Source organism: Pedobacter sp. AC163 (assembly GCF_979258665.1).
This window is the reverse complement of record NZ_OZ409872.1, coordinates 4,989,204-5,006,418: the sequence shown is the minus strand read 5'-3', so window position 1 is coordinate 5,006,418 and position 17,215 is coordinate 4,989,204. Positions and strand designations below refer to the sequence as shown.

The window sequence follows — 17,215 nt, the reverse complement described above, 5'->3', positions numbered from 1 at the left end:
CTCGATTAATCGTATTTATCTGCCAGCATTACAATATAACAAATAGTAAGCAGCAAAACCACAATAAAAGCTAGCGTTGCTGGCATTAACCATATTGCCGATTTTTGCTTCGACTTATTGGCATAAATCAAAGCCATAATTAATATAGGTAGATTAACCAACGCCAAAATATTGAGCTCGATAAATGCTACCGGAAATTGACTGCTGCCGTACTTATAACTGTAATATAAATGCGCCCAACTTAGCAGCTGTAATATTGCGATTGATACAGGCAAGACTTTAGTACTCCGCATTTCATTTGAAATTTTATCTTGTTGGTCTTTCCTACTCATAATTATTAAAATAGAAGAAAATAAATGTTTTACCCAGCTTTTTCACTTTTTGCGGGCGATGTATTTGTCTTAAATCTTCAAAATCATTGTTTTCAATATCGAAATCAATTCTATCGATATAACTTTTTACTTCTGGGGCATCATCCCAATGGGGTTCTAACAAAGTGTAAGCAAGTAAAATTTCGCCCTTTTCATTAGTGCGTACATTCTCCATATAAAACAGGTTGATGCTGAAATCTTCTTGATATTCTTTCGCATCATCATAAAGCGTTTTGTATCGCTCAAAACTGTGCAATTCGCCATCTTTGCCAATGCCAACCAGTTGTGGCCTTGCCCTATAATTTCTATATAACCCTGTTAACGAAAACCTTAACGACATTAAATAAAATTGAGCGGCTTCCTTTTGTACTTTATTTAGTTTGTAATAATTAGCCACCAATTTTATTTTTGTGCTATCTGTTTTTTGAGCAAAAACCTTTGATGTACAAATAATTAAAAAGAAAGCTATGTAAATTAGTTTTTTCATCGCCCTGCTTTGTTTTTAAAATATTCTGAAATCTCGAAAATCCAGTCGCCACCTTTTGCAAATAGTACGGAAATGATAATTAGAAGAACCGAATAGGTTGAAAGTCGTTTAATAAAGCGTTTATATTTATTATCATCAGCTAAAAAATTAGCATCTGTAATTAGAAAAAGTAACCCAGCAACTATGCCTGATGGAATGCCCCCATAAATAGCAGGTATTATCCCCCAAAAATCATTGTAAAAAACTATATACCAACTCATAAAACTGATGATTACGCTCATTAGAAGAATTAATAATCCACCGAGGATTTTTTTTCGCATTAAGCCGTACATGCCTAGAAGCATTGCAAGACCTAATGTTATAAAGGTGTAAACCAGATCTGAAATAAACTCACTCTTTTTTTCTATTGGAAAAATAACGCAAAGGCTAACTAACAAGGTTATCCCAGAAGCAATTAAAAACCATTTTCTGTTTTTCATTTTGGTTAAAAATTAAGGAACATTAATGATGAAATTGCGAATAACACCAAGATGCAGAAATTGCAAACTGCCAATGTTTTCTTTTTTTTCTCGAAAAGCAAAACCATCTCTACTGCCAAATAAAGACCATAAAAAAATGCCAATAAATTGAGTATTAGACTTGGATTGGCAGGCACAAGTTCATGTTTATGTCTGGGGCTTACATCGAACAGAGTTGGATTTAAAATCAAAATAAAAACAAGCAAAATTCCGAAAGTTATGATCGGAATAAGAATGCGTTTTAGCAGGTGAAATATGCTGTTTCTATCCATTCTAATGAGTATCTCTTCTTTTAAAGATATAAACTCCAATTCCTAACACTAACATCACGCAGGTAGCAATTAAATAATAGTTCAAAGGTTCGCTAACTTTTTTTTTAACCGAACCTTTCACATCCTTAATTTTATAAAGTGACTGGAGGGTTTCGTAGTCATCTATTTTTGTATTTTCTACATCGGCAGTCTGTATAATTTGCAAGTGATGTTTCTCATTGTCGAAATAATAAACATGATTGGCATCTTTAAAAAAATTATGATAGTTAACCTTAACCGATGGTGAATTGGGCATACTGTCAGCGCACTCATTTATAACTTCGACAAACGAACCTAAATAACTCAAGGTTTCCTCATCAGTGGTAACTGGATACAATTTTTCTCCATCATATAGCGAATGGTTAAACAAATAAAACATTCCCAATTGCTTTACCATTTTACTGGTTAACGCCTTTTTATTTTCCATGTGGATATTAAACCTGTCGCCAATAAAATAGATGTATTTATCATTAACTAAAGCTTTTGGCAAATAATTAAGGTAGCTTCCAATGCTTGGAAAAAATTTTGCATCGGCTGAGATATTGGTACTGATGATTTTGAAATCGTCATCCCCTTCGATATAATAAAAGTCATCCCCTCTAAATAGTTTCCCTTCAATTAGTTTTAAGCTCTTTGCATTAGTTTTCACATCATAAGGCTGACTAAAATGATCATCCCAAATAGGATAAATTTTACCACGAAAGAGCGTGTAATTACTGTTAGCATAAAGTGGCTGCAAAATTTTGCCTGAAGAAAAACTGTAGTCGATATCGATTTCCTCACCTGATACTGGATCTCTACCCGTGGTTGATGTACCTTCTCGTTTTTTTAGCAGTTGACCATTTAAATACCACGATGGCAAATTAGTATCTATAATTGCAAGTTTATTCATATCGGTTTTCAGTCCCAAGGCCAGCATTTGAGGCGTCAGGTTCTCCGCAGATCCCTCTCTCCTGATCGAATAAAGATGGCTCGCATCAGCAAGAAAATCTTCGTTATTTAATGGGTTAAAAGCATAATAGACTGTTGTTGCAGGGTTTAAATCAGGAACAATAGCCACCTTGTATTTTGGCGACGAGGCTTGATCAACACTGACTACAAAAACATTTTTATCGCTTTTAAGATAAAAACCATAGGCATAACTTTTAATGTTATTGATATTTTGCGGTAATTCGTTTAGCACAATTTTAGTGATGCTCTTTTCCCATGCATCCAGGTAAGTCCATTTTCCGTTTAATAAAAATAGCCTGCCATTTATATGTTTCTGATTAGGATTTGCACCAAGAATTTTAAAATAAACCGATGTGTTTTTATCGTATTGTTCTCTCTTCGGAAGAATATAAAAACCATTTTTATCGCCAAACATCAGCGTTTGTTCATCTTCGCCCGTAGCCTTGTATGTTAAGGCATCAATCCCTTTTAGCAGAACATTTTGCTGTTTCACATAGCTGAATCCATTTTGATCTTTTTGCGTAAACTGATAGTAAATACCATCACTTTTTTTCAAAATTTTAAAGGTGGGGCTGGTACCATTGTTATAACATTCACTAGCCAAAGCCATTGTTGAAAGCGACAGTAGCAACATTAATCCGCTGAAATATTTTGAGACTAAGTTCATCACCAATTTGTTAGTTTTTAGGAGTGGGAACAGCATATACTGGCGTGTTATTATCCACTTCTCTAGTCAGGTTAAAGCTGCTCCCTGTCCCCCATTTAACTTCATAATCAAAGGAACTAAGCCAATATCTAAAATAATTTGTTGTATTTTTTGGAGCGATTTCGACCATACCTACCAACTCAGGCACTTTATAACCAGGTTTGGTTGGTTTTTGAACTGCAGGTGCCATTTCAAACTGAACTTTGTTTTCGTAAATACCATGACCAATCGAGTTTCTATAAAAATGATAAGTACCTAAAAGATACTGTCTTTTCTGAGGAGGTCCATAGGTTAGTTTCATATTAAAATCATCCAGAAACTCGAGTTTAATATCGGTGGTTTTATTTTTTGTAAGTGAGATTACGTACTTGCTTATATCTTCATTTTTATTCTTAACCTCAGTTTTTTTGGTGTCTAAATACCATACGGTGTTCTGGAACGGATAACTCTCAACATATTCAAACCTTTTTCTAGGCTCTTGATTTTTATCTAGTTTTGCAGAATCTAACTCATTACGCTGTGTAAAACTGATTAAATTGTACGTTTTATTTTCGAAAGAAACTGCTCTTTTAATCTCAATTTTATAATAAATTCCTTTATAGGTTTTTTCGAATTTATCTACACCAGTTTTATCTAGACCACTGTTTGCGGCACGTTTTACAAAGCGGTCCAAATTGTTGTTTGTGAGGTAATAATTTACCTGAACTTCCAAAGATTTATCGCTGTTTTTCGATGTCACTTGTATCACTCCAGACAAATCTTTTTTAGCATATGTGCTATCATTTTGCAATAAAAAGCCTTTGTGGTTAATGTAGTTATCATTGATCTTAATTACATTTTTGTCATCGGTATAAATGATAGCCGTCAGATTTGTTGGATAAAAATCTTGTGCACTAAGTTTGCTGATCAAACCCGAAAATAATAAAACTGCCCACAGAAATGTTTTTGTCTTCATAAAATGCGATGTTTTATATAAACATACCATTTAGCCGAAAAATAATCTTCGCCAATTATAATTCGCTGGGTTTGGATTATAATTCGTTGAGAAATAGGTTGAATTAGCGTCGCCAGCTATTGGCAACGAAGCAATCTGTGCGCAAACTTTGATAGGTTGAAGTTGAATTTTTGGAGCATGCCCCAATTGAGAAGAAAAATCGGGATTGGGTAGCTGTTTATTCAAGCACCTTCGCATATTCAGCTATTTTAAACTGATTTACAGCTCTGCCTAAGCTATTTGAGTAGGCAATTTGTGATTCGTAAATAGAGGTATCACAAAATTTTTTATAATCATTGGTGATGATTGGTTGCCCACATGGTAAAGTAAAATCAATTTTTCCAATCATACTGAAACAGTCGAAAAATTTTTCCAACTCTTTTCTTTCAGCTTGGTTTACCCAAACAGATAGTTTGGTGGTGATTGCACCTAAATCATCTACTGTTGGTGTTCCTGATGCATAAAATGTACTCTGCAAAAAATCTTGCAGGTTTGGCTTATGTACTGTTGTATCACAGGTTCGGCAAATGGAGTAAAGACTGAAGCCAGACATTTTATAAATATCTACTATAAAAGCTGTTCCATAATTTCTGTCAGGGTACTGAAACGATAACACGTCGCCAATATTGAACAGATTGGGTTTAGGTTGCTTTTTTACTCTTTTAATTGGATTAAGATTGGGCTTACTTATTTTTTCAAGAAGCTCATCTAGTTCTTTTTGTCTTGCTTCCGCAGTTTCTTTTCCAACTTCTTTTGCCCAATAATTAATCGTATTTTTTTGGTTGATGACCGTTTCCACTTCTTGGAGCATAATTTCTGTTAAAGCGCCAATTTCCCAAAAAGCCAATCCATAAACGGTAACACAAATCTCATACTCTTTTGTGTTCTCAGAAAACTGAGCTTTGCTATCCAAAAATTGCTTGTTCAATTGGCTAACATTCCTGCCTTCTTGAAAACTATCCATAAAGTGAGCATATAGGTCTTCGGCCAAATCGCTATTAATAATTTTTACTCCATCTGTTGCCATTTGTTTCTGTTTTTTGAGGTAATTAGATATTTTTAACAAGCCCTTTCTTTTTTTAGCGCCAGTTCAATGCAGAATTCTATGATCATTCTCAGTCTCCTCATAGCTTTCTGGTTCATAAGTAACACGGGCAAAATTTCTCATTATCAATTCTGTTTCAACAATTTTACCGCCCTCAAACTTCATCAGTTTATCTCTCCAAATTTCATTTTTTCGGTAAAATTGACCATCGATTTTCAAAAATTGATGGTCTTTTTCCACGACATGATAAGCATAGTTTAATTCGGAGTTAACGCGTAATTCGCCCTCCAAACACTTATCGCTAAACCATAAGTTAATTTGAAAAATATGTTCTGTATTGTTGATAAACTGGTAATCTATATAATTGTAGAAAACTGTGGCTCCGCTGCCAAAAGGTAGAACTCTCCCATCATCTGGAAATGGGTCGAAAGAATGGTGGCGGCGCTCTGTAACCGTAAGCGGACTATGGATAACCAACCAGTGGATAAGGTTGGAAATCTGGCAAATTCCACCGCCAATGCCTGCTTTAGCTTCTCCGAATGAAAGTTCCATTCCTGGTAAATACCCTTTACTTTTTGTAGGTAAACCCACCAGCTTGCAAAAAGAAAATGTTTCGCCAGGTTTAATAACAATACCGTTGATTTGCGAAGCAGCAATTTTGAGGTTGGTAATTTTGTTCAGTTGCAACTGCTCATTATTTTCACCTAGCTTTTTGAGCAATACCGATTGATGCTTTTTGATCCTGAATTGCAATTTATCTTCAGTTTTCGTCTTCGCATATTTTTTGCCATCGAAAATCCATTCCAAACGACGTTTTAATCGCCTCGCCCAAACTGCCAAAAAATACAAATATGGGTGCCTTTGACTTAGTAATTTTCTTTGTTTTGTATGAGAAGATTTGCTAATCAGCATTTTCTTTTTCCCCTTTGAATAGAAGTACCAACCAACAATTAGAAGTAAAAACCCAATAATTAAAACGAGCAACGATGCCTGAAAAATTGCTTCACCAACGTCTTGATTTTCACCTGAGCAGTTAACCTGATCTCCAAAAATGGTTAACCCTTGCTCACCTTCAAACATCGTTTTCTCGCATGCGAAATATTCTGGTGCAATTAGCCAACAAAATAATCCCAGCAAAAGAAATAGGAAAGTTGCATAAGATATGAGCAGAATTTTAAACGCTTTCATTACCAGTTTTATTTAATTAGTTCTGCCGCAAACTCTTTGAAAGTTTGTTGTGCACCACCAATTAGGTTATCCAAAACATTTTCATTTTCACCCTCACGAGTAATTTTTTCTATGTTATGTTCACTGTTATAGACGAAAATGTAGGTCTCTACTAAATTTTCCATCTGCTCCTCATCAATATAGGTATCAACGTCAAATACCACCTTAATTGATGTTGCATTAAGTTGATTGATATCTTTTACATTATAAGTCATTGCACAACCAGAACCACAACTAATCGCAAAAGATTGTTTTTTGATGCGACTAAAATCTTTCTTCGAATTTGCAGCTTCTTTCTCCTTTGCTCTCGGCCTATTTTCTATAGTATCTATAACAGGCTTTTGCTCTGATTTCTTTCTTTCTTTACACGAAATAATTACGACTGTCGCAACAATCAATAGATATAATTTCCAATTTAACATCCTTAATTTCATTTTATTTGCATCAAAACAATCTCAATTGACCTTTACATAATTCAAACTACTCTCCTGCCGAAACAGTAACCACCAATCATTATTTAACTTTGCTGCGTATTGCAAATGGATCATGTTGGTATATTCAGGCTCTTCTAGCGGAAGAAATTGATAAATACACTGCTTATTTGTAATCTCCAAATCACTGCTGAAGGTTAGCAATTGGATACCAGAATGTTGTTCGAGCTGAAATGGCGCAAACAATTTATAGTTCGAGCCATCATAAACCACTAAGCCATCTTCATCATAATACCAATTTTCTATCAACTTATGTTGCTCGCTTAATTGCTTTGTTAAACCTTTATCAAAGGATATCTTCAACAGATTATTGTTATCTGATTTCAATACATCAATGGTTTTATCATGAACAAACAAAGTAGAATGGCGCAAGGCTTTGGTCGTTTTAATGCACTTTACATTTTCCAGTTTTTCATCGGTTTTTACCAGATAATATTCATCGCCCTGCTTAATACCGAAAACAAAGTCATTACTGCTTTTTAACCCATATTTCAGATCAACCAGCTCAAAATTTTTCCGGTAGTCAATGGCAGTATTGTCTAATATATCTTTCAAAGACTTCGTTATCAAGTTCTCTCCGGTTTGTGTTTTTAAAACGAGGGCATAAAATTCCTTTGTTTTGTCATTTTTTGTGATGGCATAAGTTAACTTCTCACAAGTTTGTAGCTGTTCGACATAACTATCGGCTCTTCTGCCTGCACTTTCTGGAATGGAGATTTCTTTTTTCGCTTTAAAAACATATTGATTTTCAACAGTATCGAACTCAAAAAGGCTCCAATTCCCGTAATAGTCAAAAAAGTATAAGTTTTTATCTACGCTTTCAAATGCTCTGATGTTAAAAACCTGCTTCTGTTGCTCTGTGTAATAGTCATATTTAGCATACTTTGAACTATCAATCACAACCATTTGTCTACCTTGATATTGATCTACGTTATAGGGTAACATTTGTGCCCCAATAATTTTACCACTACTATGATCTGTACCAAATATCATGGTATTGCCATCATCATATTTATAAATTTGGCTGATACTATGTTGGTTCGGGTTGCAGTCTTTAAGCGCTGGTTCCTGATAGTTAATGGTTTTCTGAAACCAGACTTGCCATTGTTTTTTAGTCCATTCTCTTCTATCTCCATTAAATAAATTATTAACACGATGTAAGCGTTCTTTGGCTAATTCTTTCATCATTATTTTCGAGAATTGTACCGATGAACCGCTGCCTTTATCCGTATCGTAAAGGATATAACTTTTTAGCGTTACCTGCTTCTCATTATCTAAATTATCAATCCATTGTTTGGTATATAGCAAATCAGATCGGGTAATCTCATTCCAATCCACAGTATCTTTTAGCGAAGGATTTTCAAATATTTTTTTCCCGTAAGTTGCTTCACTATCAGCCTTACTTTGTTTGGTATAAAAAACCGAGGGTTCATTTTCACTTAACTGCACCAAATCTAGCTTCACCAAATTTTTATCACTTTGATAAATTTCTGATCTTAAAGGAATGACCAAAATATCATCGAAACCAACTCTAGCCGCATCTTCTTTGGTGAGATTAAGAAAATAACCGTTACCATATTCTGGAAGTTTTAAATGGCCTTTGGTTTTGATAAAGAGTAACCTATTTACTTCATTACTAAGCCTAACTGCCCGATAATTTTCTTTAAAAAAGCCACTAACTGTGATGGTATTTTGAGCGAAAACCAATTTACTTAAAATCATGAATACGGTAAAAATTAGAACCTTCATCCCTAAATATGAGTAAAAAGTAACATATAAATCGTTCCGATTGATATTCGCTGGATATGAATTATAATTCGTTTAAAAACACCTGATCAAATTAAAAAACACGCATTTTCACCAACTAAATAAGCCCATTGTAATTACAACTAATATGATTAGTAGATAGATAATGATTAGCGACGAAATCACTATTCCAATAATAGATAACCGTTTGGCCGTTTTTAGATTTTGAAATTCTTGCGGCGTAAACTGCTCTACTGGCATTTTTAACTCTTTGTTAGTTAGCACCAAAATAAGAATGGATAAGGTTAAACTAAAAGCTGAAAGCTCCATAAAGTAAGAAAGGCATGATAAAATTATCGCGGCTATCGATAGTATGAGGTAAAGTTTAGGATTTCCCATTGTTTCTAAGCTGCTTTGTTTTTTTCCTGGCAAACTCAAATAATTCGCTACACTTATCTGCATAACTATAATATGTGGCATCACTAAAATCTTCCAGAAAAATTTTATTGTAACTCATTTTCGTTTTAATGGCTGGTAATTTAATTAATGCACCACGTTCATTATTAGCTAAAGGGTCAAAATAGTTCCATTCACCAATGTAATCTCCAGTAAGCAGGTTTACACTGCTTTCGCCGCTCCCATCATTAGCAGCATTACCCAAAGCGTATCGGCTCATGCCAATCAACTGTACCCTTTTTAGGCTTTTATTGTATCTAAATTGATTGGCATAACCGGCACGAATCCAATCGACCCGGTACTCAAAACCATTTTTTGTAGGTTCAATAATAGAATTTTCTGTGGATGTCTCGCTGCCTTTACTTGTAATTTTCTTGAATTTCAAAGTGGATAATCGACAAACGATTTTTGAAGTTTTCACATCCACATAAACCGTATCCCTAATGCCATCAAAATCGATGTCTTTAACCAATTTCTGCTGTGAAAAAGCTGAATTGTAAGAAATCAGAATCGAGAAGATGATGAGGTATTTTTTCATAATAACTAATTTTGTTTACTGATCGCAATTTCCTTATGCTTAACAAAGAGGGCTGAAGATTTACTCAAAAAACTATCATAAATTCGCTCGCTGAAATCGGATAAATATATTTTCTTAAAAGGCATTTTTGTCTTAATTGTTGGAACCTCGATCAGATAGTTCCCTTTTTTTACATCATTATATGCCCAGTTGCCAATGTAATTCCCAAGAAGCAAATTTACACTCGCCTCTCCGTTGGCATCGTATTCTGTTAAACCGTTTTCTCGATGCTGCATACCGATAAGTCTAATTATGTTGGTCTTCTTTTCGAATTTAAACTGACTTACACTACCGTAGCGGCTATAATTGATAAAAAACTCGAAGCCATTTCTATTGTTGCGAATGCCGTATTCTGATGAATATTCAATATTTATCGGCTTGCTTGAGATAACTTTAAATTTTGTGGACGAAAGTTTCGCTATAATTACCTTTTTCTCCGTGTCAAAATAAACGTTATCCTGAATGCCATCAAAATCTAGATCCTTGACTAATTTTTCTTGTGCATATGAAGCTGATGATGCAAGAAATAAAAAACACGTTACAATTAGTCTGTTCATTTTTCGATTTTAATCTTTAAAACTGTATTTTTTTTTGAGCCTTTTACTAAAAATCCGCTAAACTGAACATTTATCAACCTACTACACCGCCAAGAATCATGTTCAATCCAATGAGTGATATCCCGGTAAAGACTAATAAACTCATGTACAAATAGTTGAACAAATCGGTTCGTTCTCTTTTAAAGATAATGGTAAGGAAGACTGATAAAATCAGCTGGAAAGTTAAAATGTAAAGCCCAAAATAGTGCATCCAAATTGGATTTAAAATTTTATAAACGGCATTTAACCAGTTAGTATCTAAACCTCCCAACTGTAAACCAGTGCAAACCAAACTTAAAAATATATAAAAACTGATGGCATAGTTAATACGCCAAAACCATTTCCATTTATTTGCTTGCTTCATCCTTTATCAATAAACATCACGACATCTATTATCAATTTCCGAACTGAGGCTATCTCATTTCAATAATCAATACGGTACTTTTTTGAATTAAAAACTTGATGGGTTTTGAATTTTATCTTTGAGCTTTAGTCTTTACAATTCCCTCATTAACAATCGCCTTGTAGCCTTCTAGTTCCTTTTTGTTTAAATTAAAAATCAAATAATCAGGTGCCACTTCAGCCCAAGGCATTCTTTCTTCAACTTTTAATTTGTTCCCAGCTTTATCATAATCGGTCACAATTATTTTATCTAAATCATTACTATTTGGCTTATTAATAAAATCAAAAGTTCGGCTCAATTTACCAGGCCGATATTCTTCTGTTCTATTTTTAAGAAGTATTTTCTTGAAATAAAACTCGCCATTGCTTAGGTATTTTTCTTCAACATTGCCGAAATGTTTTTCTTCCAGGTTGCCATATTTATCATAAATGTTTACCGTTTCTTGTTTACGATCATTCCTTAAAATCAATGTTCCATCACTAAACTTTTCTTTAAGCAAAGGTTTTTCATTTAGGTATACCATAATGGTACTATCGTTTCGTTTCTCTCGTCTAAAAGTTTGGGTTATGGTAATCAGGTAATCATTTTTCTCCTTTTTTACATCAACCTTTTTGCTTTCTGTACGAAAAGAATTAATTCCGATAGATGAAGTTAATATGCCATTTTTATAAGTTTCTTTATAAGAGTTTCCATTTTTATAAACCCTCGAAGAAGGCCCATCAACATAAAAGTTTTTATTCAGCGTGAAGCTAAAATCACCATCCATAGTGCTCGCTTTGTAGTTACCTGCTTTTTTAAGTTGTACATTGTTTTGACTGTACACAATTGCGGTACCAAAAGCAGTGGTAGACATTTTATAGAAATCCTTTTCGGCAAGTTTTACGGTATCTTGTGCGCTAACTTTGCCCACCATTGCCAATAGCAGTAAAATGCTGATGTATATTTTCATTTAGTTATATTTTGATTGATAATAAGCGCTCCGAAAAACCCTTGAATTTTTTCTTAGATGAAATTTTCTGTTTGATTGTTTGATCTGCAATTATAGCGCTAGCGAACAACATTAAAGTGAACCAATTATAATTCGCTGGGGATGAATTATAATTCGTAGATGAAGAACCACTTTTTGCGATTTTGGAAGGAAGAATATAATTGGTTTCGGCAGTTTTTGAGAAAGGTTTTCTTGAGATGCTTGTCTAGCCGGGCTAGATGAGGGACTCGTAATTGTAGAGTCTATCTTGATCAATTACGCAGGTAACGCAGATTGAAATGATTTCGAATACAAAAGCTAAGTCAAACTAACAAAAAATGAAAGGCAACTAGATTGATTAATCTTTATCGAAAGCACCTTCTAACTTTCTGTAATTTAGTACCATTGCTAAGGTAGTACAGATAAAAATACTTGCCCAAACTCGCATAATGGTAGATTGGTTAGTTTCGACCATGTATAAAAGGCAAAGCAAGGGGAAGCTTAATAATGCAACAAAGAAGCAAATTCCACCAAGGCAAGAGAAAAAATCTTTACCAAAACCTGAAAGTCTGGCTCCCATCACACCAAATAAAACGCCTAAAATGGGTACCCCAAAAAAGCTCAAAAGTGCAAATGCTGTATTTTGTTCTTCATGTGGTCTCGCGGGTGCTAAAAACAAAAAATAATTTACAGACAGGTACATCAGAACCAAATAAGGCATCAAATATTTAAAAACCCTGAAGGATTTGATGGTTTTATCTTCAAAATCGGGCGTGGCTATCACTAAGGGTTGATTGGCTTGCGCTGTAAGTTCGTAAGCATAGTTACTGTTCTTTACAGCATAACCTAAAACACTAATTAAATCGCCGTTTTTTAGGGTTCTCTCCGTATAACGAATATCATCAACACCATACTTGATGCTATGTTTTGTATCCGATTTGGCTTCTAAAAGCGTTAAATTTAAGTCTTTTATTATGATTTTGATTTTACCAGTCCCGTTGCTTAAATGGAAATCCTGAAATTCTTTTCTTGACGAAGTTTTTGTAACATGCTCCGAGCCACTTTCACTGTCGTAAGTTATATTTCCTTCTTCGTAAGTATAGGCAATGCACTCTTGTTTAAAATATGGAGTTACGAAAGTTTTGGGTGCGCTCACGTTGCCTTGTATTTTAACCCAACCTTCGGCAATCTGATAAATGGGTGTTGTTTCCGTTCGTACTAATTTGCGCTGCGTTTTGGTAACATACCATATAAAAATACCAATAAGTGGGGGCACTAACGGAATGAGAATTTGACTGAAAGCTAAACCTAAAAATAACACCAAACCAATGCCTAAGATAAACAGACAGCCAATTTTTAATCCTACTTCTTTAATTTGCATCCTGTTTTATGTTTGTTAATTTGTGTATAAAAGGGTTCCTCCTCAGCAAACATCTATTTGTAATTCCCATTATTCCACATCCATTTTTTATAAGTTTGATGAGTGTGAAGTTATTTAGCTCCTATTCAGTTATTTTTCAAATTAATTATTAACCTTTCCCTAATGAAATTGATCAGCCATAAATCACCAAGCTATTCATAACAAGTCAAAATGCCAATTCGCCATTCTATTTTATGATTTGGATGAGGTTGAAATAGTATCATTCTCAAGTTTCATGGCTTCTTGTCTATTTATTCGATGGCTTTTTCTTTTTCAACTTTGGCTTTTCAACTTTTGCAGGCGCTACTATTGTGGGTTGCTGTCCTTGAACTTCGGTAGTTTGCATCAGTTTAGGCGCTGAAAAGTTTTCTTCCAATCCATTTTCATCTGTTTGTTTGTTCTGATCAGCAATTTTAAAAAGTGCTTGCGTACCTACTTTTACTTCACCAAAATCGGTTAATATTTGTTCATCTACATCGATATTATCATATTTCAAGATGTAACTTTCGTCATGATAATCGCTAACCAAAGCATTGCTGTAATCTATTCCTTTTTTATAAATATCCTTACCTATAAATTTATTCGAAGCCTCATCTAAAACATAATTATTAATATCGAAGGTGGAAAATTCTTCTGAGAGGTGATTGAAACCTTTAGCTGTTTTTAGCTGATCGTTAAAGTAAAACACTTTAACATCTTTATCTTTAAGGGCTTGCTTTTTATAATTATTTAAAAACGTTTCGAACTCTGTATCCTTACCCGATTCATATTTTCTAAATTCACCCCAATGAGATTCAAGTACAGTTTTACCCTTTTCGGTTTTAATGGTTGCCGAAAAAGGCCTTTGCTCGCTAATCGTTCGGTGGTAAAAAAGCAGAAAATCGTTGTAGGCGCTATCCAGCTTGAAGCTATTGGTGTTGTATCTGTACAAGTGGTTTACCGTGTTTTGTGCTAAGCTTATCGTCTTCGGATGGTAAGGTAAGTTGCTTACATAATCTGAAGCTCCACCATCATAATTTTCCTCAAAAGTATTCATCAAACTATCATTATCGAGTTTGAGGTAAGTTGGGCCATCATCTAGAAACGCTCGGGTAAAAGTAAACTTTACACCCTTTTTGATATTTGGATTTTTTCTACCCAAAACGGTGAATGCTTGTTTTGGAATATCGGGAATGAAGTTGATATGGTTATCAGTTAGCGTATATTTTCCCATTACGAGCGTGGCATAACCGAATAGCGCAAAAGTACCATCATCGTAAACGTAAATGCCGCCTTGACTCCCTTGTCCGTACATGCCGGAAGTGTTATTTTTCATATTATTTTCGATTTGTGCGAATGCTGGTGTTGCAGTCAAAAAGATTAAAATCAATAGATAATTTTTCATTGTGTATGGTTCTTTCTCTGTGATATTTGAATTTGCAACGACTAATTTTACAATATTTTTTAGTGATACTGAAAGTACTTTTGTTAAATTAGACGCTATAAATGAATTTGCAAGTCGCTGGGTTTGAATGATCGTTTATTTATACCAATAAGCACGGTTACGCCGCTAAAAATTCCAACTGTTGTAGGAATTGGTGGCTATTCTTGGATTTGCCAAACAAGCCTCATCAATCAAACTTCTGGTTAACATTAAATCGCCAAACCTGTAATTGAGCGTTCCAGATACGGTTTCAATTGCAATTACATAACTAATTCCTTTATAACTTACTCGGGTGATATTTATGCGGTTGATATCAAAAAAAGAAACTGTGTGTGCTTTAAAGAGCGTGAAAAAAGTAACTGTATTTTTTTTGAAAATACAAGAGGGATTATATTTTTCCATCATACCAACCTTAGCCGTAAGTGCTTTAAGCCTATCTACATCTTTAGCCTCAAGTGAGTTTAAAATGATCAGATATCGATTAAAAAACTGATGTAGCAAAACTGCAAATGGAAAAATCACAACCAAAAGAGCAATGAACATTACTGCAGCATATAAGTAGCTATCTTTCATGCGGTCGTTATATCTTTCAGCACCCAACAAATCTTTTCCGAAGCCATTGGTTTCGTTAACGCTATAAATAAAAAAAACCAATGGAATAATTATGCAAATTGCCAAGCAGCAAATTAATATGAGCTTTTTAACAAATTGGTTCTTCCTCATATAATGTGCTAAAAAAGCATGTTGTTCTGTATTCATTTGCTTCCTCTTTTTAAAACTGATCGAATCATTGATGGATCATAAATTCTAAATTTTTCAAGAATAATCTGACCAATTATTAAGCTATGCATTAAAAAACTACTTGCCATTATCCTGAAAAGCTTTTATTATAATTTCCCTTGGATCGCTGTCCGCAAACAAAACTTTACCAAGCTTATACTTTTTTGTTGTGGTTTTGCTGGGCATATCCTCTTTCATGGTATTGATATCCGTTTGTTCAAAAATACCCTTAAGCAAATCTAATTTGAGTGCTGTTTGCCCACCAGCACCCATGGCAAAACTACTAACCTCGGTTAAAACCAGCTCGTTATTGACATATTTAAACGTGCTATTTAAAGTTCCGTTAGGTCCAGTGGCTTGTTGGGAGAAAAGAAGATTTCCGTTTTTATCAATGGTTACGTCTTCAAAATCGTAATTCTGATAACCATCTTCCCGATACTTTGGCTCGATCACCGCAAAAGATATAGCATCAACACTGTAAGCGTCACCTACTTTTAACACCACCAAAGTTGGCCGACGTGCGGTAGTATCCCTCGTATTAATTAAGACAAGGACCATATCTTCCAACCCATCATGATTTAAATCGCCACTTGCTTCCATATCGATATCGAAATATTGCGGAATTAACTCTTCGATTTTATTCCCACTTGTAGGAAAATCGGGTTCCGGATATTTTAGCTTAGTATCAGGTTTAGTATTTACGCTTACCGTGTCAGTCTTAACGACCGAAACGGAATCGATAGTTTGCTGTTTTTTTTCGTTTCGGCAAGCGCAAATTGAACACAAAGCCAAAGCCAAAACTCCGGTTATCGTTATTGCTTTATTTATCATGTCCTAAATTGTTTAATCAGTCCTGAGGTTAAAAAATGTAATGAGCCTAATATTAAGATCCCACACGTACTTATCTCTAGAAATTTATTGTCGCTAGAATGTTTTTGATTTATAAATTCATCGTAGATGGCTTCTTTTACTGCTAATTCTTTAGGGTAGTTTTCAGGCATATCTTGCATGCCCAAAGGCGATTCGAAATAATATTGAAAAGTTGGCCGATACTTTAAAAACAAGCTGTATTCATAAAACTCATCATCACATTTTATGCCCGTAAATAACCAGGTAGCTATTAAAAAACAAATGCCTACTTTCAATTTATTGTTCATCCACACCTATTTCAACCTTTTCTTTTATTATTTTGTTAGAAGCGGATCATTCAGGAAACCTTGTTCCTTTGTCAGCATAGCAGAATTATCCTTTTTACCATTGATGATTTCGAAATTCCCCATCTCACAATCGCAGCTGCCAACCGGACCAAACATTCCGTAATTGAAGGATGCATAGTGCCTAATGCCAGATAAGACAAAATATCTATCACTTACTTTTACAATCACCCGATCGTTTTTGTTAAAATATTTAAAAGGAAGCAGTACATCTTGTGCAGCATATTTCGGGTTAAAATCTACTTTCATTATGGTATCTTTTTTCAATAACTTCCCCTGCTGTAAATAAAAATGAACCTTTTTTAATTCCTTTTCTTTAAAGCCAAATATCTTCAACTGCACCGTTTCATTTATAATCGTAATGGTATCGCAAACCTCTTTTTGATAACGAATTTTTTCCTTTGCTTTGGCATATCTATTCCATTCCATCGAAGCCCAGATAATCCCGAACAATAACAGACAGATTGCTATCACAATCGCGATGAGAATAAGCACAACCTTGAGAATCTTTTTAAGCATAGTGATTATGATC

General features: G+C 34.4%; 19 protein-coding genes. All 19 read right to left on the bottom strand.

The features are described from left to right. Window positions 1-5: 5 nt before the first annotated feature. Window positions 6-332 (bottom strand): hypothetical protein, encoded by a 327-nt coding sequence (locus ACZZZK_RS21715; protein ID WP_463485960.1) that lies wholly within the window; start codon window positions 330-332, stop codon window positions 6-8. Then, window positions 325-858, bottom strand: coding sequence for a hypothetical protein (locus ACZZZK_RS21710; RefSeq protein ID WP_463485959.1), 534 nt, complete (start codon window positions 856-858; stop codon window positions 325-327). Before ACZZZK_RS21710 ends, ACZZZK_RS21715 begins: the two co-directional genes overlap by 8 nt. Next, the gene (locus ACZZZK_RS21705; protein ID WP_463485958.1) at window positions 855-1,337 is read right to left on the bottom strand and encodes a hypothetical protein; all 483 of its coding nucleotides are present in this window, start codon (window positions 1,335-1,337) and stop codon (window positions 855-857) included. The genes ACZZZK_RS21710 and ACZZZK_RS21705 overlap by 4 nt, the downstream gene beginning before the upstream one ends. Before the next feature lie 312 nt (window positions 1,338-1,649). Next, window positions 1,650-3,305, bottom strand: a complete 1,656-nt coding sequence (locus ACZZZK_RS21700) for a hypothetical protein (RefSeq protein WP_463485957.1) — start codon at window positions 3,303-3,305, stop codon at window positions 1,650-1,652. A 10-nt stretch (window positions 3,306-3,315) separates the two neighbouring features. Further along, complete coding sequence (locus tag ACZZZK_RS21695) at window positions 3,316-4,299, bottom strand: hypothetical protein (protein ID WP_463485956.1); 984 nt, start codon at window positions 4,297-4,299, stop codon at window positions 3,316-3,318. A 217-nt stretch (window positions 4,300-4,516) separates the two neighbouring features. After that, on the bottom strand, window positions 4,517-5,365 hold the full coding sequence (locus ACZZZK_RS21690) for a hypothetical protein (RefSeq protein ID WP_463485955.1): 849 nt from the start codon (window positions 5,363-5,365) through the stop codon (window positions 4,517-4,519). A gap of 63 nt (window positions 5,366-5,428) precedes the next feature. Further along, window positions 5,429-6,571: a VanW family protein gene (locus ACZZZK_RS21685; RefSeq protein WP_463485954.1), complete on the bottom strand. Its 1,143-nt coding sequence runs from the start codon at window positions 6,569-6,571 to the stop codon at window positions 5,429-5,431. 8 nt (window positions 6,572-6,579) lie between these two features. Continuing rightward, window positions 6,580-7,044 (bottom strand): hypothetical protein, encoded by a 465-nt coding sequence (locus ACZZZK_RS21680; protein WP_463485953.1) that lies wholly within the window; start codon window positions 7,042-7,044, stop codon window positions 6,580-6,582. A 21-nt stretch (window positions 7,045-7,065) separates the two neighbouring features. After that, window positions 7,066-8,850, bottom strand: coding sequence for a hypothetical protein (locus ACZZZK_RS21675; protein ID WP_463485952.1), 1,785 nt, complete (start codon window positions 8,848-8,850; stop codon window positions 7,066-7,068). 382 nt (window positions 8,851-9,232) lie between these two features. Beyond that, window positions 9,233-9,841 carry a hypothetical protein gene (locus ACZZZK_RS21670; protein ID WP_463485951.1) on the bottom strand — a complete coding sequence of 203 codons (609 nt, stop codon included), beginning with the start codon at window positions 9,839-9,841 and terminating at the stop codon, window positions 9,233-9,235. Window positions 9,842-9,846: 5 nt separating this feature from the next. Next, window positions 9,847-10,437 (bottom strand): hypothetical protein, encoded by a 591-nt coding sequence (locus ACZZZK_RS21665; protein ID WP_463485950.1) that lies wholly within the window; start codon window positions 10,435-10,437, stop codon window positions 9,847-9,849. Between the two features lie 73 nt (window positions 10,438-10,510). Further along, window positions 10,511-10,840: a hypothetical protein gene (locus ACZZZK_RS21660; protein ID WP_463485949.1), complete on the bottom strand. Its 330-nt coding sequence runs from the start codon at window positions 10,838-10,840 to the stop codon at window positions 10,511-10,513. 112 nt (window positions 10,841-10,952) lie between these two features. Further along, window positions 10,953-11,828 carry a hypothetical protein gene (locus ACZZZK_RS21655; RefSeq protein ID WP_463485948.1) on the bottom strand — a complete coding sequence of 292 codons (876 nt, stop codon included), beginning with the start codon at window positions 11,826-11,828 and terminating at the stop codon, window positions 10,953-10,955. A 376-nt stretch (window positions 11,829-12,204) separates the two neighbouring features. Continuing rightward, on the bottom strand, window positions 12,205-13,227 hold the full coding sequence (locus tag ACZZZK_RS21650) for a hypothetical protein (protein WP_463485947.1): 1,023 nt from the start codon (window positions 13,225-13,227) through the stop codon (window positions 12,205-12,207). A gap of 286 nt (window positions 13,228-13,513) precedes the next feature. Next, on the bottom strand, window positions 13,514-14,581 hold the full coding sequence (locus ACZZZK_RS21645; RefSeq protein WP_463485946.1) for a hypothetical protein: 1,068 nt from the start codon (window positions 14,579-14,581) through the stop codon (window positions 13,514-13,516). Window positions 14,582-14,815: 234 nt separating this feature from the next. Beyond that, window positions 14,816-15,448 (bottom strand): hypothetical protein, encoded by a 633-nt coding sequence (locus tag ACZZZK_RS21640; protein WP_463485945.1) that lies wholly within the window; start codon window positions 15,446-15,448, stop codon window positions 14,816-14,818. A 99-nt stretch (window positions 15,449-15,547) separates the two neighbouring features. Next, complete coding sequence (locus tag ACZZZK_RS21635) at window positions 15,548-16,300, bottom strand: hypothetical protein (protein WP_463485944.1); 753 nt, start codon at window positions 16,298-16,300, stop codon at window positions 15,548-15,550. After that, on the bottom strand, window positions 16,297-16,626 hold the full coding sequence (locus ACZZZK_RS21630; protein ID WP_463485943.1) for a hypothetical protein: 330 nt from the start codon (window positions 16,624-16,626) through the stop codon (window positions 16,297-16,299). Before ACZZZK_RS21630 ends, ACZZZK_RS21635 begins: the two co-directional genes overlap by 4 nt. Window positions 16,627-16,653: 27 nt before the next feature. Beyond that, window positions 16,654-17,202, bottom strand: coding sequence for a hypothetical protein (locus ACZZZK_RS21625; RefSeq protein WP_463485942.1), 549 nt, complete (start codon window positions 17,200-17,202; stop codon window positions 16,654-16,656). Window positions 17,203-17,215: the final 13 nt, after the last annotated feature.

Coding starts and splice junctions, on each gene's coding strand:
- ACZZZK_RS21710 (WP_463485959.1), bottom strand. CDS start 858: ATGAAAAAACTAATTTACATAGCTTTCTTTTTAATTATTTGTACATCA.
- ACZZZK_RS21635 (WP_463485944.1), bottom strand. CDS start 16,300: ATGATAAATAAAGCAATAACGATAACCGGAGTTTTGGCTTTGGCTTTG.
- ACZZZK_RS21690 (WP_463485955.1), bottom strand. CDS start 5,365: ATGGCAACAGATGGAGTAAAAATTATTAATAGCGATTTGGCCGAAGAC.
- ACZZZK_RS21700 (WP_463485957.1), bottom strand. CDS start 3,305: ATGAACTTAGTCTCAAAATATTTCAGCGGATTAATGTTGCTACTGTCG.
- ACZZZK_RS21625 (WP_463485942.1), bottom strand. CDS start 17,202: ATGCTTAAAAAGATTCTCAAGGTTGTGCTTATTCTCATCGCGATTGTG.
- ACZZZK_RS21675 (WP_463485952.1), bottom strand. CDS start 8,850: ATGAAGGTTCTAATTTTTACCGTATTCATGATTTTAAGTAAATTGGTT.
- ACZZZK_RS21645 (WP_463485946.1), bottom strand. CDS start 14,581: ATGAAAAATAACACTTCCGGCATGTACGGACAAGGGAGTCAAGGCGGC.
- ACZZZK_RS21670 (WP_463485951.1), bottom strand. CDS start 9,841: ATGAAAAAATACCTCATCATCTTCTCGATTCTGATTTCTTACAATTCA.
- ACZZZK_RS21650 (WP_463485947.1), bottom strand. CDS start 13,227: ATGCAAATTAAAGAAGTAGGATTAAAAATTGGCTGTCTGTTTATCTTA.
- ACZZZK_RS21685 (WP_463485954.1), bottom strand. CDS start 6,571: ATGAAAGCGTTTAAAATTCTGCTCATATCTTATGCAACTTTCCTATTT.
- ACZZZK_RS21715 (WP_463485960.1), bottom strand. CDS start 332: ATGAGTAGGAAAGACCAACAAGATAAAATTTCAAATGAAATGCGGAGT.
- ACZZZK_RS21680 (WP_463485953.1), bottom strand. CDS start 7,044: ATGAAATTAAGGATGTTAAATTGGAAATTATATCTATTGATTGTTGCG.
- ACZZZK_RS21630 (WP_463485943.1), bottom strand. CDS start 16,626: ATGAACAATAAATTGAAAGTAGGCATTTGTTTTTTAATAGCTACCTGG.
- ACZZZK_RS21655 (WP_463485948.1), bottom strand. CDS start 11,828: ATGAAAATATACATCAGCATTTTACTGCTATTGGCAATGGTGGGCAAA.
- ACZZZK_RS21660 (WP_463485949.1), bottom strand. CDS start 10,840: ATGAAGCAAGCAAATAAATGGAAATGGTTTTGGCGTATTAACTATGCC.
- ACZZZK_RS21695 (WP_463485956.1), bottom strand. CDS start 4,299: ATGAAGACAAAAACATTTCTGTGGGCAGTTTTATTATTTTCGGGTTTG.
- ACZZZK_RS21705 (WP_463485958.1), bottom strand. CDS start 1,337: ATGAAAAACAGAAAATGGTTTTTAATTGCTTCTGGGATAACCTTGTTA.
- ACZZZK_RS21665 (WP_463485950.1), bottom strand. CDS start 10,437: ATGAACAGACTAATTGTAACGTGTTTTTTATTTCTTGCATCATCAGCT.
- ACZZZK_RS21640 (WP_463485945.1), bottom strand. CDS start 15,448: ATGAATACAGAACAACATGCTTTTTTAGCACATTATATGAGGAAGAAC.